Origin of the sequence: uncultured Algibacter sp., from assembly GCF_947487575.1 — a bacterium.
GTDB lineage: Bacteria > Bacteroidota > Bacteroidia > Flavobacteriales > Flavobacteriaceae > Algibacter_B.
Genome location: NZ_CANKXG010000004.1, coordinates 17291 through 39769, shown reverse-complemented (window position 1 = coordinate 39769; position 22479 = coordinate 17291). Strand labels below are relative to the sequence as shown.

The following is a 22479-nucleotide window of genomic DNA, read 5'->3' as shown; positions in this document are numbered from 1 at the left end:
AAAAAACAACTGCCCGTAACATGCGTATATAACACATAAAAGGTTGTAAATTCTTATTCAAATTTCTAAGCTCTAAACTATGTATTTAGTAGGTACGAAAACAACTTTAAATAAGCACCAACTTTAGTAAACCAACCCGCGTTAGGGATTGAACGGCATGTTTGAAATCCTTTTTGCTTTTCGCAAAAAGATTGAGTAGTGAAAGCCCGACCCCTTTTCGGGGTAACGCCCAAAACAAAAAAATCCTGCATGAAACAGGATTTTAAATATCATAAAACGGTGTTTTTTACTGGTTTATTACCAATCTAAAACCTTCGCCGTGGATGTTTAGTATTTCTACTTTATCGTCTAATTTCATGTACTTACGAAGCTTTGCGATGTAAACATCCATACTTCGGGATGTGAAATAATTATCGTCTCGCCAGATTTTTGTTAGCGCTAATTCGCGAGGCATTAAATCGTTTTCATGCAATGCTAATAAACGTAATAACTCGTTTTCTTTTGGTGATAGTTTTACGGGATTTTCTCCATCGAACTTTAGGAAACGGAGTTTTGAATTTAAATCGAAACGCCCAATTTTAAACTCGAATTGTTTGCTATCTGAAATAGTCTCGGTAGCTTTTCGTTGGATGATGGCTTTAATTTTCATTAAAAGCACCTCACTATCAAAGGGTTTGTTTAAATAATCGTCTGCGCCTACTTTATACCCTTTTAAAACGTCTTCTTTCATCGTTTTTGCGGTTAGGAATATAATGGGAACGTCTGTGTTTTTTTCTCTTATTTCTTTGGCTAGTGTAAAGCCGTCTTTATAGGGCATCATAACGTCTAGGATGCATAAATCGAAATCGTCTTTCTTGAATTTTTCGAAGCCTTCCATACCGTTTTTGGCGTGGGTTACTTCGTAATCATTCATCATTAAATAATCTTTAAGTACGGTTCCGAAATTTGGATCGTCTTCTACTAACAATATTCTTTTTTTAAAGTCTTCCATAGTTATGATATTAGCGGCAGCTTAATTATAAATGTGCTTCCTTTGTCTTTTTCTGTTTCTACTGATACATGACCTTGATGGTCTTCTACAATTCGTTTAACGTAAGCTAAGCCTAATCCATGGCCTTTTACGTTATGAATATTTCCGGTGTGCTCTCTATAAAATTTTTCGAACACCTTTTTGGCAGCTGCTTTACTCATACCGCTACCATGGTCTTTAATTTTTAATATAATATTTGTTCCAACATTTTCTGTATACACTTCAACTTCAGGAGCTTCAGGTGAATACTTTATGGCATTATCCATAATATTTACTATAACATTGGTAAAATGAGTTTCGTTTGCTAAAATCGACGCTTTATCGGCATTAAAAAAGGTTTTTATATACCCTTGTCTGTCTTCAACTATAAGCGCAACATGTGTTAAGGCATCGTCAATTAAGTCGTGTAGCTCTACTCTATCCTTACTAATATTTAATTCGTTTTTCTCTAACTTAGATATTCTTAATACGTTTTCAACCTGCGCATGCATCCTCTTGTTTTCCTCCTTTATCATGCCAAGATATCTTAGCACTTTTTCCTTATCATCAATTATTTTAGGGTTCTTAATAGAATCTATAGCTAAATTAATTGTTGCAATTGGCGTTTTAAACTCATGTGTCATATTATTAATAAAATCAGTTTTTATTTCTGAAATTTTACGTTGTTTTACTAACTGAAATAAAGCACTTGAATACGCTAATATGATAATTGATGTAAATGTTATTGATAACAATATCATCCCAATAATACCAGACAAAATAAACTTACTATCGTCAGGAAAATTTACTATAAGTCTATATGGTGTTTGGTTATTTTCATCATACAAAATAGGAACTTTAAAGTTTGATTCTGGCCTGTTTTCAAAATTATCGCTTCTCACTTTTGTTGCTAAATCGTTACTGTAAATGGCAAATTCAAAATCGATATTGATATCATCTTTTTTGAGCTTATCTACCAGTAATTCTTTAATTTCTTTTTCCGACACACGTTTATGAATGGGATACGTTTTACGCATTTCTTTAAACCCTTTTTCAAAACTTAAACGCTGCCCTTCATCAATACTTCCACTTTTTATGATTTTTGAAATAGGGCTTTTTATATCCTTATCATCACCTCCTGCACTACTATATATTTCGGTTGTTGATTTTGAAGTAATATTCTTGATATCAAGACTATCGAAACCAATGTCAAAGAGCGAAGAAGTTAGTTTATAGTTTTCTTCTAAAACATCACCTCTGTAAACAAACATTTCTTTTGTACTGTTGTTTTTTTGATAAATTAACAACTGCGAAACGGCTTCTTCATCTACTTTTTTCTCACTATCTAATCCTATAAACTTAGAGAAATATTGTTCTGATTCGTTTTCTTCAATAATATTAGAAACGTAATTAAGCGCCGTTAGAACATTAAACTTAAAACGTTCCTTTTCGTTATTAACTGAATCGTTAATATAATAAGCTTGAATCGCAATAATACCAACTAGCGACAAGCTCATGAGTATTATTAGCAGGATGAATAACTTTTTGCCCATCATTCAAAATTAACATTTTAACATATAGTAATCTTGTTTTTAACCTTACATTAACAAAAATGTTAAAATTTAAGCCTTTTATGGTTTAACAAGAAGTTTCTTATGGATTTTTTTAACTTGATTTATAGTCTTTTCAAGTTCTGTATTATCAATTACAAAATGAGAATGCTTAATTTTTTCTTCATCTGTCCATTGATTTTTCATGATTGCTTCAATCTTCTCTTTTGAAGTATCATCTCGTTTTAGCAAACGTTTTATTCTTGTTTTTATTGGAGCCACAACTGTAATTACAAAATCGCAGGTTTCGTTACCTCCGTTTTCAAACAAAATTGCCACTTCTTTAATAACATAAGGTGCATCTTGCTTTAATACCCACTTTTCAAAATGCTTTGCTACTTTTGGGTGAACAATAGCGTTCATTTTTTTCAAATAGGATTTGTCATTAAATATAATACTAGCTAAAAATGGCTTATTTAATTCACCATTAATATAAGCATCGTTACCAAATAATTTAATGAGTTTTCTTTTTATGATTTTTGACCTTCGCATTAAGCTTTTAGCTTCATCATCAGCAATATAAACAGGGATTCCTAATTTCAAAAATTGTTTGGCAACAGTAGTCTTGCCACTGCCTATACCACCCGTAAGTCCTACAATAATCATTTTGTAATTATAAATTCTATACGTTGTTGACTAATTTTAGAATGCTGCACTAAGCCTGGAGTTTTAACCAATTCTGGAATTAAAAAAGACTGATTTTCATTTGTTTTATTAAAATCGCAAACTACTTTAAAATCATTTGCTTTTATAGCATTAAAGTTACTTAAACTGACATAATATGAAACGCTTACCATCCTAGGAAAGTACTTTAAATTTGTATTTTTAGGCGCATTAATTATTGAAACTGGAATTTTAAGTGTACCCTCCGTGAATTTTTCAACTTTAGCTTTTAAAACTACTTGATTCGTTGAAAACTTTAAATCAGATACATTTTGAGGTAACTTAATATTTACTTTTTCAAGTATATCTGATTTAATATCTTTAAAAGTAACGTCCTCCAATTCTAAAGACTCAATTTCTGAAACCAATATATTTGGACCCACGACAGTTACTGAATCTGGTTCAGAAATTATAGCGCTAGTTGTACTAAAACCAGGGCTAAAACTAACATCTGTATTAAATAAAACAGGAACTGTTTTAACCATATTAACGCCATATCTAAAGGTTATTGGGTCTGGTGAGATATTGAGAATTTCTACTGCTTTATCAAATTGTATGTTATTCAAATAGGCTTTTGATTTGTTCCAAACAAAAACACCTTCTTTTTTATGAACGTCTTCATTAAAGTCTATTTTGATTTTTGGCTTAGAGAAATAATACTTTAACCACCTAAAACCATGAGTTTTTAATGTGATATTAATTTTTGTTGAATCGTTTAAAATAATATTCTCTTGAGGTATGTTTAGCTTTTCAACATCAAAAGCAATAGTATTAGTGTACTCTTTTGAAAGCTTTGTAAACATTAAAATAACAAATGCAAAAAACAGAAATAAAATGAATACATTAATTTTTCTATTTTTAAACGACGTTAAGATATCTGCTCTTAGTTTTTCCATTATTTTAATTTAAAAAATAATTTAGGGAAATGTACTTCTGGGGTTTTATTTAATACTGAAATTGCTAAAGTCGATTTTAAAAACCCATAACCATAACCAAAAAACTGAACTAAAATTGCAGGTAAGACTAATACCGATACTATTACATTTCTAGTACTAAATAGAGCTAACATCAATGCTATAAAAAAATATAATCCGTAACTAACAAATAACCATTTAAAACCAAATATGAACAGCAAAAATGCTACTATTAAACCTAAACTAAACAATGTAGGAAACCAATAAGTAAGCTTTTTTGTAGACGGATGCCACTTATTTAAAATAGGACGTACCATACCAAATTTATTGACTTGTTTATAAAAGTTACTCCAAGATATTCGACGCTTATGATACACAAAAGCTTCTGGGATTAATTTGGTTTTATAGCCTAACTCCCAAAGTCTAATTGATAAATCTGGATCTTCACCTGGATGAATTCTTCCAAAACCTTTAGAGTCTTCAAAAGCTTTTTTAGAAAGCCCCATATTGAAACTTCTGGGTTGAAATTTATCGACACTTTTCTTATTTCCTCGAATACCTCCAGTAGTAATAAAAGATGTCATTGAAAAATTAATGGCTTTTTGTAAATTAGAAAAGGAACTATGAGCCGCATCTGGACCTCCAAAACAATCTACATAATCTGCTTTTAAACTTTTGTTAGCTTCAACTAAATAATCTTTGGGTAAAATACAATCTGAATCTAAAATGATAAAATAATTCCCTTTAGCATGCTGCATTCCAAAGTTTCTGGAATCTCCAGGCCCAGAGTTTTCCTTGAAAAAATATGAAATATTTAAACTTTTACTAAATGTATCAACAACTGCTTTTGAGGTTTTAGTTGACCCATCTTCTACAATTACAATCTCAAACGGCACATCTCCTTCTAAAGCTATAAAACTCTCCAAAAGTTCTTGAACTTCATCAGGGCGATTATAAACTGGAATTATGAATGAAAATTGTATTTGCATAACACAAAAGTAACAAAAAAGCCACCGTTTTATTGGTGGCTTTCTTCAATATAAATATTTAATTTATTCTTCTCCTACAAATGTACTCATTACAGCATCACTTACACCCATATTGTTGAAACCACCATCATGAAATAAGTTTTGCAATGTAACACGTTTTGTTAAATCACTAAACATTGATACTGTATAGTTTGCACAGTCTAAAGCAGTCGCATTTCCAAGTGGCGACATTTTATCAGCATAAGCAATAAATCCATCAAATCCTTTTACACCACTTCCTGCTGTTGTTGGTGTTGGTGATTGCGAAATTGTATTTACACGAACTTTTTTATCTCTACCAAAGAAATAACCAAAACTACGAGCAATACTTTCTAAATAGGCTTTATTATCTGCCATATCATTATAATCAGGAAAAACACGTTGAGCTGCCATATAGGTTAATGCTACGATACTTCCCCATTCATTCATAGCATCTGCTTTATATAATGTTTGCATAACTTTATGAAAAGACATAGCAGAAACATCCGTTCCTTTTTGTGTCCAAGCATAGTTTTGGTCGGTATAATGTTTTCCTTTTCTAACGTTTATAGACATTCCAATAGAGTGTAAAACGAAATCGATTTTACCTCCTAAAATTTCCATAGATTGCTCTACAAGATTTTTCAAATCCTCTTCTGAAGTCGCATCAGCAGGAATAATTTGAGAACCTGTTTTTTCTGCCAATTCGTTTATTTGTCCCATTCGCATAGCTACTGGAGCGTTTGTTAAAACAAATGTACCGCCTTCTTCATGAACACGTTCTGCAGTTTTCCAAGCAATTGAGTTAGAATCTAATGCCCCGAAAATAATTCCCTTTTTTCCTTTTAGTAAATTGTATGACATATTTAGTTAGTTATTTTTTATTGATTTAATCAAGATTATCAAATATAGTATTAAAATTATAATTTAAATAGTTTTCTCTTCACAGGAATGATAAGCTAATTGAGTAATTCTTTTGCATGAGCAATAGCCGATGTTGACATTTCTGTCCCTCCCAACATTTGTGCTATTTCTACAATACGCTCATCGTGATTTAATTTTATCAAATTGGTTTCTGTCACCTCATTTACATCTTCTTTATATACTTTAAAATGTGAATGTCCTTTGGCTGCAACTTGTGGTAAATGAGTTATAGACAATACTTGCATTGTTTTACTCATTTGCAACATAATATCTCCCATTTTATTTGATATTTCACCAGAAACACCAGTATCAATTTCATCAAAAACAATAGTTGGCAACTTAATATATTTGGCTAAAATCGATTTTATAGCAAGCATAATTCTTGATAATTCTCCTCCAGAAGCTGCCCTTTTAAGTTCATTAAAACTCCCTCCCTTATTAGCGGAAAATAAAAAAGACAATTCATCTTTTCCATTTGTAAAAAATGAGTTTCCGTACAAAGCTTCAATTTTAAACTGTGCATTTGGCATACCTAAACCAATTAAAATGGCTTCTAATTGTTTTTTTAATTGTGGAATAACTTCTGAACGTTTATCGTGAATAGCCTTAGTAATCGTATTCAATTGATTTTCTTTTGAGGTTATTTCAGATTGTTTTTTCTGAATAACTTCATCAAGGTTTTCGGTAATTGACACTTTTTTATCTAGTTCATCTTTAATAACAATTAGCTCTGAAACATTTGCAGCTGCATGTTTTTGCATTAAGTTATGAAGCGCTTTAAGTTTAGTATCAACAAACTCTAACCGCTTTGGGTCTGCATCGATATTTTCTTGAAAATCATTGACTTCACTATACAAATCATCCATTTCAATCAAGCTACTATTTACTCTATTGTATAATTCTTCATATTTAGATGAAAACCCAGATAGCTTTTGAAATACGCTTTTTAATGCTGTGATTGAGGCTATAACACCTAAATCATCATCACTTAAAAGTTGATATGCTTCCGAAAGTTTCTCTTTAATACCCTCAATATTATTTAAGGTTTCATATTCTTCCTCTAAACGCTCTACTTCACCTTCAACTAAGTCTGCCTCTGTTAATTCATTTAATAAAAACGAATTATAATCGTGTTCTTTAATAGCCTCAACTTGAAACACATGAAGTTCTTCAAGCTCTTTTTTAAGAGCTTTATATGTGTTTAATTCGGCACCGTAATTTTGTAATGCGTCTTCATTATTTGCCAAAGCATCAATAACCTGAAACTGAAAATCGTTACTTGTTAGTTGGAGTGTTTGGTGTTGCGAATGCACATCTATTAACCTTGCTCCTAATAATTGCAAACTGGCTAGGTTTACAGGAGAATCATTGACAAACGCCCTAGATTTTCCTGAAGGCAAAATTTCTCTTCGTATTATTGTTTGCGGCTCATAATCGAAATCTTCAGATTTAAAAAGTGATTCCAACTTGTAATTCGATATATTAAAAACAGCCTCTATAATACATTTTTGAGAAGCATCTTTTAAACTACTTAAATCTGCTCGTTTACCTAGTATTAATGATAACCCGCCAAGTAGTATTGATTTTCCAGCTCCAGTTTCACCAGTAATTATAGAAAAACCATCATTAAAATCGACATGAAGCTTATCAATTAAAGCGTAATTTTTTATGGAAAGTGAGGTTAGCATATTCTAATATTGGTTGCAGTATTGAGTTAACAATCAATTTGTATCAATAAATTGCAAACTTATTTTAAAGCTTTATATTTTGCCACTTACTACTATGTAAGGGTGCCACTTTTTGGAGTGTTTCTTTTAAACTTGCAATATTAACAGGTGGGCCATCTGTAAATATTTGCTCAATTTCTTCTGCTTTGGCATCAAAAAATGTTCGAAGTAAAAAGGAGTTTGGTCTACGACTGTTCATTGCCGTAAATTTCTCTAAAGAAGACGCAACTTCAGCTTTTCCTGCTTTTACATTATCGCTCATTAAATCTAAACCTTTTCTGTGGTAATTGTACATAATGTCACGATATTCCTTAAAAGTGGGAGACAACACATTATCAATTAGAGTAAACCTACTTTGTAAACCATCTTCTAATTTCCAACCTTGAAAATTACTTTGTTGTGAATAGTTTGTTATAATTTGAGCTTGCTTATAATATTCATCACCCCCTTTTTCTGAAAATGAGTCGGCATCCATAGCTAAAATTATATTTATATGAAACGCCAAAATAGATATTAAGTTAGACTCAAACTGATTAGGGTTATAAATTAAATTTTGAAATTCTAAATATCTAAAACTAAAATCTTTATCATTAAAATTGTAGATAGGAGTACTAAAAGATGACCCGTAAATTGGTCTTGAAGATTGTATTTGTAAAGTCCCTTGAAAAGATTCGCCACTATAATCTGTAATATTCAAAAACATGTTGCAACTAATGCGTTCTTGGTCTTTAAAAGTTTTTTTAGTCCATTTTGTATTATTAACAAACTCATTAAGTTGTTTCTCTAGCGTTTTAAATATGGGGAAATTTTCGTTACCCGTTTGTTCTGCATTTACAACAACATTACAATTTAACTCTTGCGAGCCTCCTTTAATTCCAAGAAAAAATATTAATACAATTAAAATATTACGCATCAATTTCTGATATTATTTTATTTAATAAATCTGAAGCAACTTCACTTTTCGACTTTAATTGAAACTCTAATATGTTTTCTTTATCATCAATAAAAGTTACTTTATTAGTGTCAGTTTTAAAACCAGCACCTTTGTCATTTAACGAATTTAACACAATTAAATTTAAATTCTTTCTTTTTAATTTTCCTTTTGCATTTTCAAGCTCGTTGTTAGTTTCTAATGCAAAACCAACCAAAAACTGATTTTTCTTAATAACTCCTAGAGATGCTAAAATATCTTTAGTTTTTTCTAACTCTAAAGTTAACGTTTCAGACTTCTTTTTTATTTTCTGACTAGCTACTTCTTTTGGTGTAAAATCTGCTACAGCCGCAGAAAGTATAGCAATATTTGTGGTATCAAAATACTTATGCACTTCATTGTACATATCTTGCGCGCTAATAACTGGCACTATTTTTATGTTTGAATGTGTTACATTCTGATGTGTCGGCCCAGTTATCAATACAACCTCAGCGCCAAGATTAGCAGCTGCTTTAGCAATTTCAAAACCCATTTTACCACTAGAATGGTTTCCTATAAAACGAACGGGATCAATAGCTTCGTAAGTTGGTCCGGCGGTAATTAATATTTTCTTTCCATTAAGTGGTAATGTTCCTAAAATATCTTGCTCTATAAACTCAACAATATCTTCAGGCTCTGCCATTCTTCCTTCTCCCACTAATCCACTAGCTAATTCACCAGTTGCAGCAGGAATCATAATGTTTTTAAAAGCATCCAACTTTTTAAAAGACTCTATCGTTGAAGGGTGTTTATACATATCCAAATCCATAGCTGGAGCAAAATATACAGGGCATTTTGCAGATAAATATGTTGCTAATAATAAATTATCACAAACACCATTTGCCATTTTAGACAAGGTGTTTGCAGTGGCTGGTGCAACAATAAATATATCTGCCCATAGTCCTAAATCTACATGATTATTCCAAACAGCATTATCATCTTCTTCATTAGTAAAAGAAGAATGAACAGGGTGTTTTGATAGTGTAGATAGCGTTAATGGTGTAATAAAATCTTTAGCAGCAGGCGTCATTATAACTTTTACCTTAGCACCAGTTTTTACAAATAACCGAACAAGTGAAGCTGTTTTATAAGCGGCAATACCACCAGTAATACCTAATAATATATTTTTTCCACTTAGTATACTCATAATACCTTTGTTTAATAACCAAATAAACTACCTTGAATAGCCCACAAGGTATTAAAATTTAAAAAAAAGTAAGCCCTTAGTTTTTAAAACCCTAAAAACTAATAAACTCCAAGACCATTTATTAAAACGGTATTGGAGTTTATTTAATGGTGTTTAAATTTAGAAATTATTCCTGACTATCTTCGTCAGTATTTCTAAAATATATTTTATCTGTTAGCCATTCTTGAACAGCTAATGCATGAGGTTTTGGTAATTTTTCGTAAAATTTAGAAACCTCAATTTGCTCTTTGTTTTCAAAGATTTCTTCAAGACTATCATTATAAGTAGCAAATTCTTCTAACTTATCAATAAGTTCTTTTTTAATCTCTGTGTTAATTTGTTCTGCACGTCTTGATATAATTGAAATTGACTCGTAGATATTCTCTGTTGGCTCATCAATTTGATTTCTATCATACGTTACCGTATTAACTGGAGCATTGGTTTTTTTTAAATCCATTATATTATTATTTAACTTTTTGTGCTGTAATTTTTTAATTCATCATTGATTTCTGAAGCCATCTCATTTACATCTTCAATATATTTTGAATTAGCATAGGCTAATTTAAACGCATCTGAGTACTCTTTTGCAGCTTCTAAACGTTCTTTTTTCAAATATACCAAACCCGCTTGAAGTGTTCTTTTAACTTCTATACTATTAAGCGCTAATTTATAAGCTGAATCTAGTCTATAATACAAGGCATCTTCACGCAACTTAGAACCTGGAAACTCGAAAATAAAATTATCAAAAGATCTTACAGATGCAGGATAATCAGAAATTTGATTATACTGTTTTGCTGTCTCATAAGCTTTTTTCTCAAGTTTAAAATCTAATTCTTGAACTAGTTTACTAGCTTCTGAAACATTATTTGATTCTGTATATACATTTATAAACTCTTGAAGTTTTTCTATAGCTTCCTTAGTTTCTGTTTGATCTTTACTATAAACAGGTGATAATTGATAAGCACTTTTTGCACTTAAAAAAGAAGCCTCAGCCACCTTTTCGCTTTTAGGATAGCTTGAAGCAAAACGCTCAAACTGATAACCAGCTACATAGTAATCTCCCATTTCATAAAACGTATGAGAATACAAGTACATTAATTTTTCAGCCTGTGGTTTCCCCCTATAATTAGGAACAATTTGTGCAAAAAGTCTATTGGCCTTAGCAAATTTACCTTCTTTATACAACGCTTCTCCCATTTTAAATTTTTCAGCAATAGCACCTTCTCCATCAGCCTTTAAAGCCTTTTGATATTCGCTACAACTACTAAAAACAGCAAAAGTTGTTAATATGTAAAAAATTTTTTTCATAGATTTTTAATACAGCATGCAAAAATACGCTATTAATATGGAATTTAAAAATATTATTTGAATGCTAAAATAATGGCAAATATGCAGCAATTATAAGGTTTAAGTAATATTTAACAGATTAGAATGTTTTTACAAAATCTGTTATTTTTGATTTTAAGTTTTTAGACGCTGGGACTATAGGTAATCTAACTGTATCCTGGCATAAATTTAAGGCTTCAAAAACGGCTTTAATTCCAGCAGGGTTATTCTCTTCAAAAATATAACCAATAACATCCATAAGTCTAAAATGAAGCTTGTAAGCTTCATTAGTTTTGCCTTTTAACCCTAACCGAATCATGTTTGAAAATTCACTAGGAAAAGCTTGTCCTATTACAGAAATAACTCCAGAACCTCCTGCTAAAGTTACCCCTAGTGCCAAATCATCATCACCAGAAATTATTAAAAAATTTGATGGTTTATTTTTTATTAACTCTAAATATTGAGCCATATTGTTTCCTGCTTCTTTAACTGCTATAACATTCTTGAAATCGTTAGCTAGTCTCAAAGTAGTTTCTACCTCCACGTTTTTAGAAGTACGTCCAGGAACATTATATAAAATTATATCTACTGGAGATGCTTCTGAAACAGCTTTGAAATGTTGATAAATGCCTTCTTGCGTTGGTTTGCTGTAATATGGAGAAACAGATAATATAGCATCAATACTACTTAAATCTGTAGATTTAATCTCTTCAACTACAGCAATTGTGTTGTTTCCCCCAATACCTAAAACCAGTGGCAATCGTCCTTTATTAGCCTCTGAGATGATAGCTACTACTTCTTTCTTCTCTTGCTTAGTAAGCGTTACACTCTCTCCTGTTGTTCCACAAATCACAAGATAATCTGTACCATTTTCAATATTATAATTTACAATATTGGTTAATGCTTTATGATCTATACTTAAATCTGAATTAAATGGTGTAACTAATGCAACTCCCGTTCCTACAAACTTATTATTCATTACTACTTATTTTTTTAAAAATGGTTAGGTATTTAAACACTTCTTCTTTAAAAAGATTGAACTGTTTTAAATTGGTTTTAATAATTAAATCATTCAAACGCTCATCAGGTTGTAAAATCCCGATTTTAAATTTTGCTTTGGATTCAGCAGTTATTAACTTCAACTCTAGAATTTCTTTTTCATAATAACTTATCAAGACATCAAATTTAGTATCTAAAAAAGTTTGTAATTCTGAATTTTTTATATCTCCTTTCCAACCAAAATCTTTAGGATTATAACATTCATTCCAAGACAATAAATCATTCTTTTTACTTGAAGAGTATGCTATAATTTTCAATCTATTTGGGCGTACTTTTATATATTCAGCTAATATGTTAAAGGCCTCAAAATCATCAAACTCATCAATATTTAAGATAACACCTAAACTTATAACTTTATCGTTATTAACATTAACTTGTCGGTTATCTAACAATTTATTTAAGTGCTTTTTATTAGATTTTTCTTTAAAACCCTTTAAAATCATTTATCTTTATTCTTTGCGCAAAGGTAGCAAAAGTACATTCAAATTATAGATTTTCGTATGAGGTTTACACATTTCTTTATTTTGTTATATGTTTTAATTTTTCTGAATTGCAAACAAGATAAATTACAACTTTCTAAAATTAAAGGTACACAAATTCAAATTACAGATTCGCTGGCTATTGACTCAAATATTGAAGCATTTATAAAACCGTTTCGAGATAATATCCAAAAAGATTTAGATAGTATTATAGCCTATTCACTAAGTACATATTCAAAAAACGATGGTAATTTTAATACTGCTGTAGGTAATTTTATGGCAGATGCAGTTTATAGTGAAGCTAATCCTATCTTTAAAAGCAGAACAGGAAAAGAGATTGATTTGGTTTTGTTAAATCACGGGGGTATTAGATCTCCATTAAACAAAGGAGGAGTCTCAAAAAGAACAGCTTTTCAATTAATGCCTTTTGAGAATAGCATTGTTGTTGTTGCACTTAAAACTAATCAAATTGATAGTTTAATTCATTATTTAATCAGAGCAAAAAGGGCGCATCCAATTTCAAAATTAAATTTATCTATTGATAAAAATTTCAATATCATTGAAGCTAAAATAAAAGGTAAAACAATAAAACAAAACAAAACCTATTATGTTGCCACCAGCGATTATTTATATAATGGTGGAGATAACATGTATTTTTTTAAACCAAACGATAGTATTTATAGATTAAATTATAAAATTAGAAACGCTATAATTGATAAGTTTAATAAACTTGACACTATAAAACCTAATATTGATGATAGATTTATTCAAATAAAGTAAATTATGAAGCGTAGACATTTTATACAAAAAGCATCAGCAGGAACAGCTTTAGCAACTATAGGAAGCTTAGGTTTACAATCCTTCACTAATTTGCCAAAGGATACAAAAATTACTATTCTTCATACAAATGATGTGCATAGTCATATTGATACTTTTGGACCTGACCATGGCAGAAACGCAAATAAAGGCGGAATAGCTAGACGTGCAAGTTTAGTAGAATCTATAAAGAAAGAAAACCCTAACACTTTATTACTAGATGCAGGCGATATTTTTCAAGGCACACCATATTTTAATTACTATGGTGGAGAATTAGAGTTTAAACTTATGAGTAAGTTAAAATACGATGCTGCAACTATTGGTAATCATGATTTTGACAATAGCATTGATGGTTTATATGCACAATTACCCCATGCCAAATTTCAGTTTATAACTGCAAATTATGATTTTTCTAACACCATAATGGATACACATACAAAACCTTATAAAATTTTTAAAAAGGATGGTATAAAAATAGGTGTTTTTGGTCTTGGAATTAAATTAGATGGGCTAGTTGCCCCAAACATGTTTAAGGAAACAAAATATTTAAACCCGGTTGAAATTAGTCAAGATATGTCACGAATTTTGAAAACTGAAAAAGGATGCGATTTAATTATCTGTCTATCACATTTAGGTTATTATTATAAAAATAATCCTAACAAAATAAGTGATTTAACACTTGCAAAAGCTACAAAAGATATTGATTTAATTATAGGCGGGCACACTCATACTTTTTTACCAAAACCTACTGTTGTTAAAAATATTGAAAATAAAAACATGCTAGTTAACCAAGTTGGATGCTATGGTATAAACTTGGGGAGAATAGATTTTTATTTTGATTCAAATAAGGGCAAGTCAGCCAATGGAACTTCAATAATTGTATAAGTAGTTTTATCTTTTTGTTATGAATTGAGGTTGAGAGCGTCTAAGTTTTTAACTAAACATCCGTATTATGAAAAAACACATTCCTTTCGCTTTACGACTTATTGTAGCCGTTATTTTAATACAAACTTTACGTTTTAAATTTTCCGCACACCCAGACAGTGTCTATATTTTTAAAACTGTTGGTTTAGAACCAGTAGGAAGAATTGGTATTGGAATTTTGGAACTAATTGCTGGTATTTTACTTCTCATACCAAAAACTGTTTGGATAGGAGCTGGTTTAACTCTAGGTATTATTGGTGGAGCAATCATGATGCACTTAACGCAATTGGGTATTGAAGTAAGAAATGATGATGGTGTGCTCTTTGGCACAGCTATAGTTACTTTTGCACTTTCTGCTATTATTCTTTATTTATACAGGAAAGATATTCCTTTTTTAAAAAAAGCATAACTTTTTTACTCAGTAACAATATATTTCTCTTCTTCATTAGCAATATTTAATAATTTTGATTGTTGAAAGAAGAAACAAAAGGCTCCTAAGGCAAGTGTTGTTGCCAAAAAGTTTAAAAAATATCTTTGAGATACATATATATAAGCTATATCTAGTACTTCAGAAAAAACAATACACAACGCTCCTAGAAATAAGTAAAGTGATTTTGTATTGTCCTTATAAAAATAATTTAATAATGATAAAGACAGTAGAAAGAGAACAACAATATTATAAGTTAATTCTAAGTAATAATCACTTTCAAGCACAAGATTAGGGTCAATTATATCATGCAAAACATATAACAGGTAAACATTTAGAACACATAACACTAATAAATGAAGCTTGAAGTTTTTAAAAATATGAGAAAAGCTAAGAGATTTACTGATTTTTATTATCAGAAAAAAATAAGCTAATATATATAGCGAATTACCAACATAATATTCAAAATCATAAAGTTTTTGTGATTCATCATAAGGCATATTATCAATTACTATTCCTAAGATGTCTGATAAAGAATAGCATACTAAAAACATTAAAAATAATTTGCTTTTTGGCTCAATAAATAAAATGTAAATAATTGTAATTAAGGGTACAATTAATGAATTAAAGTAATATGCTACCACTTCATTACCACTAAATTCAAAAATAGCAAATAAGAAATAACACATTAAAACAAATCCTACCAAGACTTTCGACTTGTACATGAGAGTAATTTATTGTTGAAGTACAAATATAAGTTATTTTTACAATTAAACGTATAAAATTACTTTTAATCGATAAAAATGTGCAATTATTTTATTTTTTGTAAGAATTCACTTTCTGAAATTAATGCAATTTGTAGTTTTTCTGCTTTTTGTTTTTTACTTGGCCCCATATTATCCCCTGCAACTATATAACTAGTTTTTGAAGAAATTGAACTACTCACCTTACCACCATTGTCTTCAATAAGTTTTTTTAGTACATTTCTGGTAACCGAGTGAAATACTCCAGATACAACAATTATATCTCCTTTTAATTTATCAGTCTGTCCTACAAGTTGTTCTTCAGACATTTCTAACTGAACTCCAAAATCTTTTAATCTGTTAACTATAGCAACGTTTTCTTCAGATTCAAAAAAAGCAGTAACACTTTCAGCTATTTTTACTCCTATTTCATCAACATTTTCCAATTCCTCATGCGAAGCAACTGCTATAGCATCAATACCCTTATAATGTTTTGCTAATTTTTTTGCTACAGTCTCTCCAACGTATCTAATCCCTAAAGCATAAAGTACGCGCTCAAAAGGAATGTTTTTTGACTGCTTAATACCATTAATTAAGTTTTCAGCACTTTTTTCAGCCATACGTTCTAAAGGAACCACTTGTTCTTTAGTTAACTCATACAAATCTGAATAATTAGTAATCAATCCTTCATTTACTAAAAGCGCTACCGTTTCTCCTCCTAAACCATCAATATCCATAGCTTTTCTGGATATAAAATGTTGAATCCTTCCTATTATTTGTGGATTACAACCATTATAGTTTAGGCAATAATGTTGCGCCTCGCCTTCTTGTCTAACTAATTGTGTTTCACATTCAGGACATTGAGTAATATAGATTGTAGGCTCTGAGTTTGCTGAACGTTTACTTAAATCAACACCCAAAATCTTAGGAATAATTTCACCTCCTTTTTCAACATACACTTCATCACCTTCTCTAATATCAAGTTTTTCAATTTGATCTGCATTATGCAAAGAAGCTCTTTTAACCGTTGTTCCTGCTAATTCTACAGGTTCTAGATTAGCCACAGGAGTAATAGCTCCTGTTCTCCCTACTTGATACGTAATAGTATTTAATCTTGTTGAAACTTGTTCAGCCTTAAACTTATAAGCAATTGCCCATCGTGGCGCTTTAGCTGTATAACCCAGTTCTTCTTGCTGTTGTAAATTATTCACTTTAATAACCACACCATCCGTTTCGTAAGGCAAATCATGGCGACGCACATCCCAATAATTTACAAATTCTAAAACTTCATCAATTGAATTAGCCAATTTAGCAGCTTCTGGGACTTTAAAACCCCATTGTCGTGCTTTATCTAAACTTTCAAATTGTGTTTTAACTCCTAAAGTATTACCCGTTAGGTTATATAATAGACATTCTAACGGACGTTTAGCAACTTCAGCACTATCTTGTAATTTCAAACTTCCTGATGCTGTATTTCTTGGGTTTCTGTATGGCTCCTCTCCTATTTCAATACGTTCTTCATTCATTTTATTGAAACCATCAAAAGGCAAAACGATTTCTCCTCGTATATCAAACTTTGGTGGATAATCGCCTTTTAACTGTAACGGAACAGATTTTATAGTTTTTATATTGGCTGTAATATTATCGCCTTGCAACCCGTCCCCTCTAGTAACAGCTTTTAGAAGTTTTCCGTTTTCATAGGTTAAACTTATAGAAGCACCATCATACTTTAATTCACAAGTATAATTAACATCTCCATCTACTAATTTTTTAATTCGTGTTTCCCAATCCTCTAAATCTTCTTTAGAATAGGAATTGTCCAAGGAATACATACGATGCTCATGAACAAGCGTTTCGAAATTCTTTGTTATTTCTCCTCCAACACGTTGTGTTGGGGAATTTGCATCAAAAAACTCTGGATGCTTTGCTTCTAAATCTTGAAGTGTTTTTAATCTAAAATCAAAATCATAGTCAGATATTCTCGCATTATCCAACACATAGTAATTGTAATTATGCAATCTTAATTCGTTACGAAGGGCTTCAATTTGTTCTTTTACTGTATTCATTGCGCTTTAATACCTTTTATCATCCTATCTTTTTTAAAGATATCTTGTTTTAATTCTATCTTTTGAAAATCATTTTTATTTAATAATACAATCATATCATTGCCTAAATATTCATTAATTTCAAAAAACAATTGTCCTTTACTATTTAAATTACTTGTTGCAAACTGAGATATAGCTTTATAAAAAAGCAATGGGTTTTCATCCTCAACAAACAATGCTAAATGTGGTTCGTTATCCAAAACATTAGGTTTCATAAGTGCTTTTTCTTTTACTCTTACATACGGTGGATTAGAAACTATAATATCAAAATTTACATCTATATTCTGTTTTACCTCTTCTGCATTTAAAACATCAGCTTCAATAAATTCTAGTATTACCTCGTTTAATTTCGCATTTCGTTTTGCGGTTTTTATCGCTTTCGCGGAAACATCCAGAGCATAAACTTCAGCATTTGGTAAGTTTTTAGCTAACGAAATAGCAATACAACCACTTCCTGTACCTATATCCAAAATAGTAATAGGCTGATTTTTATTAACGTCCTTCAAAATCCATTCAACTAATTCTTCGGTTTCAGGTCTAGGAATTAGTACATTTTCATTCACTCTAAAAGATAGTCCGTAAAACTCCGTTTCTCCTATTATATATTGAATTGGCCTTTGCTCTTTTAATAATTGTAAAGCACTTAAAATGTTTTTATAATCATCTATAACCAAATCAGGATTAACGGCTAATTGAATTCTGGTTATATTATTATAATGCTCTATCAACATAAAAAAGAAGCTATTAACTTCTTCTTCTCCATAAAGAACATCTAATTCTTTATGAAACTTATTTTGAACATCTTTTATCTTCATAAATCCTTTATCATCCATACACCACAAGAGTAATGACCTGTATTTCCAAGAGCATTACCTAAATGCTTAAACCCGTAACTTTCATAAATATGAATAGCAGCTTTAAGTTGCGAAGCAGATTCTAAATAACATTTTTTATATCCTAAATCTTTAGCAGCTTTCATACATTTTTCAAACAATTGTCTACCATAACCTGCACCTCTTACTTTAGGAGAGAAATACATTTTTTGAATTTCACACACATTACCTTCAAAATCTGGTAAAGGTTTTACGCCGCCACCGCCTAAAACTTCATCATTTTTAACAATTACAAAATACACATCATTATCATTTTGATAAGATTCATACATTCTAGGTGTTTCATTATCAGAATATGCAGTGCCTTCTAACGGAATTTTAAACTCATGAAAACACGCCCTAATTACTTGCTCCATTTGAGCATTGTCTTGAGGTTCTATTTCTCGAATAACTATAGTATCTTTACTCACTTTAAGTAGCACTTTTAAGGTAGTGAAGATACGTTAAATCGAAAAAAAATATCATGGGAAAACTTATAATTTTATCAACAATTTGTTTAGCTTTTTTAAGCTGTTCTGTAAATGAAAAACCTCAATTTATTGGTCTAGAAAACATCAAGGTTTTAGAATCGACTTCTAAATACATCACTTTTACTGCCGAAGCAAAGTTTATAAACCCAAATGATATTGGTGGCGAACTACAAACCGATGAAATAAAAGTGTTTGTAAACGACAACGAAATGGCAAGTGTTTCTACAGAAAGCTTTGAGGTGCCAGCAAAAAAAGAATTCTCAGTGCCTTTAAAAACAAATGTACCAACAGATAGCATATTTAGCAATAAAAGTATTGGTGGATTAATTGGAAGTTTATTTAGTAAGAAAGTTAAAGTGCAATATAAAGGCGATATTAAATATAGAGTATTAGGGTTTTCATCGACTTATGAAATTAACCAAACTGAAGATGTGAAAATTAAATTTTAGAATTGACACTACACGAAACATACATAAAACGCTGTCTTGAAATAGCAAAAAATGGTTTAGGAAACACCAGGCCAAACCCTATGGTTGGTAGCGTTATTGTCCATAATAATAAAATTATAGGTGACGGTTACACAAGCGCTTATGGATGTAATCATGCTGAAGTAAACGCCATAAATTCTGTCTCAAATAAAGGTTTACTAAAAGAAGCCACAATTTATGTAACGTTAGAACCTTGCTCCCACTACGGGAAAACACCACCTTGTAGCGACCTTATTATAAAACATCAAATACCAAACGTTATTATTGGTTGTGTTGATGACAATGAAAGAGTAGCTGGTAAAGGCATAAAAAAACTTATAGCTGCTGGTTGTACTGTAACTGTTGGTGTTTTAGAAGATGAATGTAAAAATCATCATAAACGTTTTTTTACGTTTCATAATAAAAAACGACCTTATATTATTTTAAAATGGGCAGAAACTAGTGATGGTTTTATTGCTCCAAAAACTAAAAGTGAACAAAAACCAATTTGGATTACGAATACGCTTTCTAGGCAATTAGTGCATAAATGGCGAGCTGAAGAACAAGCTATTTTAGTAGGAAAAAATACCGTTTTAGAAGACAATCCAAGTTTAACCACTAGAGATTGGATAGGCGAAAACCCTATTAGGATTGTTATTGATAAAGACGAGAAATTATCTAAAAGACTTCATGTTTTTAATAAAGACTCAAAAACTATATTAATCTCTAAAAACAACACTGATTTCACTAAGCCCCTGACAAAACAAATTGCAGGTTTATTATTTAGTAATGATATAAATTCAGTGATTATTGAAGGTGGTGCAAAAACACTTCAAACCTTTATAAATGAAAACCTTTGGGATGAAGCAAGAGTTTTTACTGGACAGATTGAATTCAAAAAAGGTATAAAAGCGCCCAATTTCAAAGGAAAATTAATTTCTGAAGAAAACTTACTAACTGATAATCTTAAAATATACTTGAATGATTAAAACTATCATTTTCGATTTTGGCAACGTATTTATTAATTTAAATATTGAAGCTGCACATAAACATGCCCTAGAAACTTTTGAAATAGAATCTCTATCAGATGAAATGCTTGGGTTTAATAGTTTTTATGAGCAAGGATTAATTTCAACAGATGAATTTCTTCAGTTCTATACTGAAAATTTCCCGAAATTATCAAAAGAAGGACTTATTAATCTTTGGAATCTTATGCTGAAAGATTTCCCGAAACAGCGTTTAGAGTTTTTAAAAGAACTTAAATCATCTTCAAAATATAAATTGATATTATTGAGTAACACAAACGAACTTCATATTAATTATATAAAAGAGCATGTTTCATTTTATGAGGACTTTAAAAATTGCTTTGATGCCTTTTACCTTTCACATGAAATAAACTTAGTAAAACCAAATGAAGATATTTTTGAATTTGTTTTAAATGAAAATAAACTCAAAACTAAAGAATGCCTTTTTATAGATGATAATAAAGACAACATAGAAACTGCAAAGCGTTTGAATATTAAAACGTGGCACATTAATCCTGAAAATGAAGATATTGTGAATCTTTTTGAAACTAAGAAAAATCTCTTCTAAATAGCTTGACTGAAAAGGACACATATAAAACTATTGAAACTATTCCTGAACCAGCTTTGTTTAAAGACAAAAACAGCAAGTTTTTTGGATACACTTTTCCTGTTATAAATGAAGAACATATAAAAAAACACTTAGAGCAATTAAAAAAGAAACATCACGCTGCAAGGCATTGGTGTTATGCTTACCAGTTAGGGACAGAGACTATTACTTACCGTGCAAATGATGATGGAGAACCTAGTAATTCTGCAGGAATGCCTATTTACGGACAAATACAATCTTTTGAGCTTACCAATATTTTAATTGTTGTAGTGCGTTATTTTGGTGGTGTAAAACTAGGTGTTGGTGGTTTAATTAATGCTTACAGAACTGCTGCTCAAATGGTTCTTGAGAATTCCGCTATAATTGAAAGAACTATTAATACTGATTACCTTATTTATTTTGACTATAAGAATATGAATAGTGTGATGCGTGTCATCAAAGAAAAACAACTTAAAATAATTAATCAAAAATTAGAAATGAGTTGCGAAATAACAATTACAGTAAGAAAAAATGAAGCAAAATCCATTTTTGAGATTTTTAATCATCTTTATGAAGTTGATATAAAAAAACTTAATTAGCCTTCAATTAATTCTAAGATATACTGAGGCGCCCTTACTGGACGATTTGTTTCCATATCTATAAAAACCAATGTTGTTTCGGCAGTTGTTAAAATCTCGCCATCCGTATTAGTAATTTCATACTCAAACTCTATCTTTGCTGTTGGCTTCTTTTTTAGTTGAGTTTTTACATTAATTACATCATCATAACCTGCTGATTTTTTATAGTTTATATTTAAAGAAACTACAGGTAACATAATACCATTTTTTTCCATCGCTTTATAAGAGACTCCCAACTTTCTTAACCATTCAATTCTCCCCATTTCAAGGTATAATGCATAATTACCGTGGTATACAACACCCATTTGATCTGTTTCACCATATCTCACTCTTATTTGTATTTCATCGATTTTCATAAGTTTATTTAAATATTTTTTTGTAGTTTCGGCATGAGCTTAAACATGAGGAAAAAATTCTTAAAATTCAATAGTAATTCATTTTTTTTTTAAGAATTTTGTTCACATATTTGCGTGAAGTTCAAAAGGGGGATATGAAAAATCAATTTTCATAT

Annotated in this window: 25 protein-coding genes; 7 read left to right on the top strand and 18 right to left on the bottom strand. The window is 30.4% G+C overall.

Annotated elements, in window-relative coordinates; all coding sequences use genetic code 11:
- Positions 1-286: 286 nt before the first annotated feature.
- The 13 genes from Q0870_RS05105 to Q0870_RS05045 all read right to left on the bottom strand — a co-directional run bounded on the left by Q0870_RS05105 (position 287) and on the right by Q0870_RS05045 (position 12838).
- A complete protein-coding gene (locus Q0870_RS05105) occupies positions 287-991 on the bottom strand; it encodes a response regulator transcription factor (protein WP_298551994.1) in 705 nt (234 codons plus the stop codon).
- 2 nt (positions 992-993) lie between these two features.
- Positions 994-2526 (bottom strand): HAMP domain-containing sensor histidine kinase, encoded by a 1533-nt coding sequence (locus Q0870_RS05100; protein WP_298551982.1) that lies wholly within the window; start codon positions 2524-2526, stop codon positions 994-996.
- Between the two features lie 114 nt (positions 2527-2640).
- On the bottom strand, positions 2641-3225 hold the full coding sequence (gene coaE, locus Q0870_RS05095) for a dephospho-CoA kinase (protein ID WP_298551970.1): 585 nt from the start codon (positions 3223-3225) through the stop codon (positions 2641-2643).
- Positions 3222-4178, bottom strand: coding sequence for a CdaR family protein (locus Q0870_RS05090; protein WP_298551956.1), 957 nt, complete (start codon positions 4176-4178; stop codon positions 3222-3224). Before Q0870_RS05090 ends, coaE begins: the two co-directional genes overlap by 4 nt.
- Positions 4178-5185, bottom strand: coding sequence for a glycosyltransferase (locus Q0870_RS05085; RefSeq protein WP_298551927.1), 1008 nt, complete (start codon positions 5183-5185; stop codon positions 4178-4180). Before Q0870_RS05085 ends, Q0870_RS05090 begins: the two co-directional genes overlap by 1 nt.
- Positions 5186-5248: 63 nt before the next feature.
- Positions 5249-6067 carry an SDR family oxidoreductase gene (locus tag Q0870_RS05080; RefSeq protein ID WP_298551919.1) on the bottom strand — a complete coding sequence of 273 codons (819 nt, stop codon included), beginning with the start codon at positions 6065-6067 and terminating at the stop codon, positions 5249-5251.
- 95 nt (positions 6068-6162) lie between these two features.
- Positions 6163-7815, bottom strand: a complete 1653-nt coding sequence (recN, locus tag Q0870_RS05075) for a DNA repair protein RecN (RefSeq protein ID WP_298551914.1) — start codon at positions 7813-7815, stop codon at positions 6163-6165.
- Positions 7816-7879: 64 nt separating this feature from the next.
- Positions 7880-8767: a DUF4835 family protein gene (locus Q0870_RS05070; protein ID WP_298551913.1), complete on the bottom strand. Its 888-nt coding sequence runs from the start codon at positions 8765-8767 to the stop codon at positions 7880-7882.
- Positions 8760-9971: a bifunctional phosphopantothenoylcysteine decarboxylase/phosphopantothenate--cysteine ligase CoaBC gene (coaBC, locus tag Q0870_RS05065; RefSeq protein WP_298551903.1), complete on the bottom strand. Its 1212-nt coding sequence runs from the start codon at positions 9969-9971 to the stop codon at positions 8760-8762. The genes Q0870_RS05070 and coaBC overlap by 8 nt, the downstream gene beginning before the upstream one ends.
- Before the next feature lie 166 nt (positions 9972-10137).
- Complete coding sequence (locus Q0870_RS05060) at positions 10138-10467, bottom strand: DNA-directed RNA polymerase subunit omega (protein ID WP_298551876.1); 330 nt, start codon at positions 10465-10467, stop codon at positions 10138-10140.
- Positions 10468-10478: 11 nt separating this feature from the next.
- Positions 10479-11318, bottom strand: a complete 840-nt coding sequence (bamD, locus tag Q0870_RS05055) for an outer membrane protein assembly factor BamD (RefSeq protein WP_298551868.1) — start codon at positions 11316-11318, stop codon at positions 10479-10481.
- Positions 11319-11436: 118 nt separating this feature from the next.
- The gene (dapA, locus tag Q0870_RS05050; protein WP_298551836.1) at positions 11437-12315 is read right to left on the bottom strand and encodes a 4-hydroxy-tetrahydrodipicolinate synthase; all 879 of its coding nucleotides are present in this window, start codon (positions 12313-12315) and stop codon (positions 11437-11439) included.
- On the bottom strand, positions 12308-12838 hold the full coding sequence (locus Q0870_RS05045) for a hypothetical protein (RefSeq protein ID WP_298551829.1): 531 nt from the start codon (positions 12836-12838) through the stop codon (positions 12308-12310). The genes dapA and Q0870_RS05045 overlap by 8 nt, the downstream gene beginning before the upstream one ends.
- Before the next feature lie 57 nt (positions 12839-12895).
- On the opposite strand from Q0870_RS05045, the gene Q0870_RS05040 reads away from it, so the two are divergent.
- The 3 genes from Q0870_RS05040 to Q0870_RS05030 all read left to right on the top strand — a co-directional run bounded on the left by Q0870_RS05040 (position 12896) and on the right by Q0870_RS05030 (position 15023).
- Complete coding sequence (locus Q0870_RS05040; protein WP_298551824.1) at positions 12896-13654, top strand: 5'-nucleotidase C-terminal domain-containing protein; 759 nt, start codon at positions 12896-12898, stop codon at positions 13652-13654.
- Between the two features lie 3 nt (positions 13655-13657).
- Positions 13658-14575, top strand: coding sequence for a metallophosphatase (locus Q0870_RS05035; RefSeq protein ID WP_298551817.1), 918 nt, complete (start codon positions 13658-13660; stop codon positions 14573-14575).
- A gap of 67 nt (positions 14576-14642) precedes the next feature.
- Positions 14643-15023, top strand: a complete 381-nt coding sequence (locus tag Q0870_RS05030; RefSeq protein WP_298551809.1) for a DoxX family protein — start codon at positions 14643-14645, stop codon at positions 15021-15023.
- 5 nt (positions 15024-15028) lie between these two features.
- On the opposite strand, the gene Q0870_RS05025 is transcribed toward Q0870_RS05030, so the two are convergent.
- The 4 genes from Q0870_RS05025 to Q0870_RS05010 form a co-directional block, all read right to left on the bottom strand.
- Positions 15029-15766, bottom strand: coding sequence for a hypothetical protein (locus tag Q0870_RS05025; protein WP_298551804.1), 738 nt, complete (start codon positions 15764-15766; stop codon positions 15029-15031).
- An 86-nt stretch (positions 15767-15852) separates the two neighbouring features.
- Positions 15853-17850, bottom strand: a complete 1998-nt coding sequence (gene ligA, locus Q0870_RS05020; protein ID WP_298551789.1) for an NAD-dependent DNA ligase LigA — start codon at positions 17848-17850, stop codon at positions 15853-15855.
- Positions 17847-18704, bottom strand: coding sequence for a peptide chain release factor N(5)-glutamine methyltransferase (gene prmC, locus Q0870_RS05015; RefSeq protein ID WP_298551777.1), 858 nt, complete (start codon positions 18702-18704; stop codon positions 17847-17849). Before prmC ends, ligA begins: the two co-directional genes overlap by 4 nt.
- Complete coding sequence (locus tag Q0870_RS05010; RefSeq protein ID WP_298551766.1) at positions 18701-19192, bottom strand: GNAT family N-acetyltransferase; 492 nt, start codon at positions 19190-19192, stop codon at positions 18701-18703. Before Q0870_RS05010 ends, prmC begins: the two co-directional genes overlap by 4 nt.
- Positions 19193-19245: 53 nt before the next feature.
- Between Q0870_RS05010 and Q0870_RS05005 the strand changes: the two genes are divergently transcribed.
- The 4 genes from Q0870_RS05005 to Q0870_RS04990 are packed head-to-tail and all read left to right on the top strand — an operon-like array spanning position 19246 to position 21929.
- Entirely contained in the window at positions 19246-19701 is a 456-nt protein-coding gene (locus Q0870_RS05005) for an LEA type 2 family protein (RefSeq protein ID WP_298551754.1), read from the top strand.
- 2 nt (positions 19702-19703) lie between these two features.
- Positions 19704-20708, top strand: coding sequence for a bifunctional diaminohydroxyphosphoribosylaminopyrimidine deaminase/5-amino-6-(5-phosphoribosylamino)uracil reductase RibD (ribD, locus tag Q0870_RS05000; RefSeq protein WP_298551745.1), 1005 nt, complete (start codon positions 19704-19706; stop codon positions 20706-20708).
- Complete coding sequence (locus Q0870_RS04995) at positions 20701-21312, top strand: HAD family phosphatase (RefSeq protein ID WP_298551738.1); 612 nt, start codon at positions 20701-20703, stop codon at positions 21310-21312. The genes ribD and Q0870_RS04995 overlap by 8 nt, the downstream gene beginning before the upstream one ends.
- Before the next feature lie 5 nt (positions 21313-21317).
- The gene (locus Q0870_RS04990; protein WP_298551734.1) at positions 21318-21929 is read left to right on the top strand and encodes a YigZ family protein; all 612 of its coding nucleotides are present in this window, start codon (positions 21318-21320) and stop codon (positions 21927-21929) included.
- Here the strand turns inward: Q0870_RS04990 and Q0870_RS04985 are convergent.
- The gene (locus Q0870_RS04985; protein WP_298551730.1) at positions 21926-22324 is read right to left on the bottom strand and encodes a thioesterase family protein; all 399 of its coding nucleotides are present in this window, start codon (positions 22322-22324) and stop codon (positions 21926-21928) included. The genes Q0870_RS04990 and Q0870_RS04985 overlap by 4 nt on opposite strands.
- Between the last annotated feature and the right edge of the window lie 155 nt (positions 22325-22479).

Bases quoted from the DNA above. Each gene is read 5' to 3' on its own strand.
- recN (WP_298551914.1), bottom strand. From the start codon at position 7,815: ATGCTAACCTCACTTTCCATAAAAAATTACGCTTTAATTGATAAGCTT.
- Q0870_RS05040 (WP_298551824.1), top strand. From the start codon at position 12,896: ATGAGGTTTACACATTTCTTTATTTTGTTATATGTTTTAATTTTTCTG.
- coaE (WP_298551970.1), bottom strand. From the start codon at position 3,225: ATGATTATTGTAGGACTTACGGGTGGTATAGGCAGTGGCAAGACTACT.
- Q0870_RS05025 (WP_298551804.1), bottom strand. From the start codon at position 15,766: ATGTACAAGTCGAAAGTCTTGGTAGGATTTGTTTTAATGTGTTATTTC.
- Q0870_RS04995 (WP_298551738.1), top strand. From the start codon at position 20,701: ATGATTAAAACTATCATTTTCGATTTTGGCAACGTATTTATTAATTTA.
- ligA (WP_298551789.1), bottom strand. From the start codon at position 17,850: ATGAATACAGTAAAAGAACAAATTGAAGCCCTTCGTAACGAATTAAGA.
- Q0870_RS05080 (WP_298551919.1), bottom strand. From the start codon at position 6,067: ATGTCATACAATTTACTAAAAGGAAAAAAGGGAATTATTTTCGGGGCA.
- Q0870_RS05045 (WP_298551829.1), bottom strand. From the start codon at position 12,838: ATGATTTTAAAGGGTTTTAAAGAAAAATCTAATAAAAAGCACTTAAAT.
- Q0870_RS05090 (WP_298551956.1), bottom strand. From the start codon at position 4,178: ATGGAAAAACTAAGAGCAGATATCTTAACGTCGTTTAAAAATAGAAAA.
- Q0870_RS05085 (WP_298551927.1), bottom strand. From the start codon at position 5,185: ATGCAAATACAATTTTCATTCATAATTCCAGTTTATAATCGCCCTGAT.
- Q0870_RS04985 (WP_298551730.1), bottom strand. From the start codon at position 22,324: ATGAAAATCGATGAAATACAAATAAGAGTGAGATATGGTGAAACAGAT.
- bamD (WP_298551868.1), bottom strand. From the start codon at position 11,318: ATGAAAAAAATTTTTTACATATTAACAACTTTTGCTGTTTTTAGTAGT.
- dapA (WP_298551836.1), bottom strand. From the start codon at position 12,315: ATGAATAATAAGTTTGTAGGAACGGGAGTTGCATTAGTTACACCATTT.
- Q0870_RS05005 (WP_298551754.1), top strand. From the start codon at position 19,246: ATGGGAAAACTTATAATTTTATCAACAATTTGTTTAGCTTTTTTAAGC.
- Q0870_RS05035 (WP_298551817.1), top strand. From the start codon at position 13,658: ATGAAGCGTAGACATTTTATACAAAAAGCATCAGCAGGAACAGCTTTA.
- coaBC (WP_298551903.1), bottom strand. From the start codon at position 9,971: ATGAGTATACTAAGTGGAAAAAATATATTATTAGGTATTACTGGTGGT.
- Q0870_RS05070 (WP_298551913.1), bottom strand. From the start codon at position 8,767: ATGCGTAATATTTTAATTGTATTAATATTTTTTCTTGGAATTAAAGGA.
- prmC (WP_298551777.1), bottom strand. From the start codon at position 18,704: ATGAAGATAAAAGATGTTCAAAATAAGTTTCATAAAGAATTAGATGTT.
- Q0870_RS05100 (WP_298551982.1), bottom strand. From the start codon at position 2,526: ATGAGCTTGTCGCTAGTTGGTATTATTGCGATTCAAGCTTATTATATT.
- Q0870_RS05030 (WP_298551809.1), top strand. From the start codon at position 14,643: ATGAAAAAACACATTCCTTTCGCTTTACGACTTATTGTAGCCGTTATT.
- Q0870_RS05060 (WP_298551876.1), bottom strand. From the start codon at position 10,467: ATGGATTTAAAAAAAACCAATGCTCCAGTTAATACGGTAACGTATGAT.
- Q0870_RS05105 (WP_298551994.1), bottom strand. From the start codon at position 991: ATGGAAGACTTTAAAAAAAGAATATTGTTAGTAGAAGACGATCCAAAT.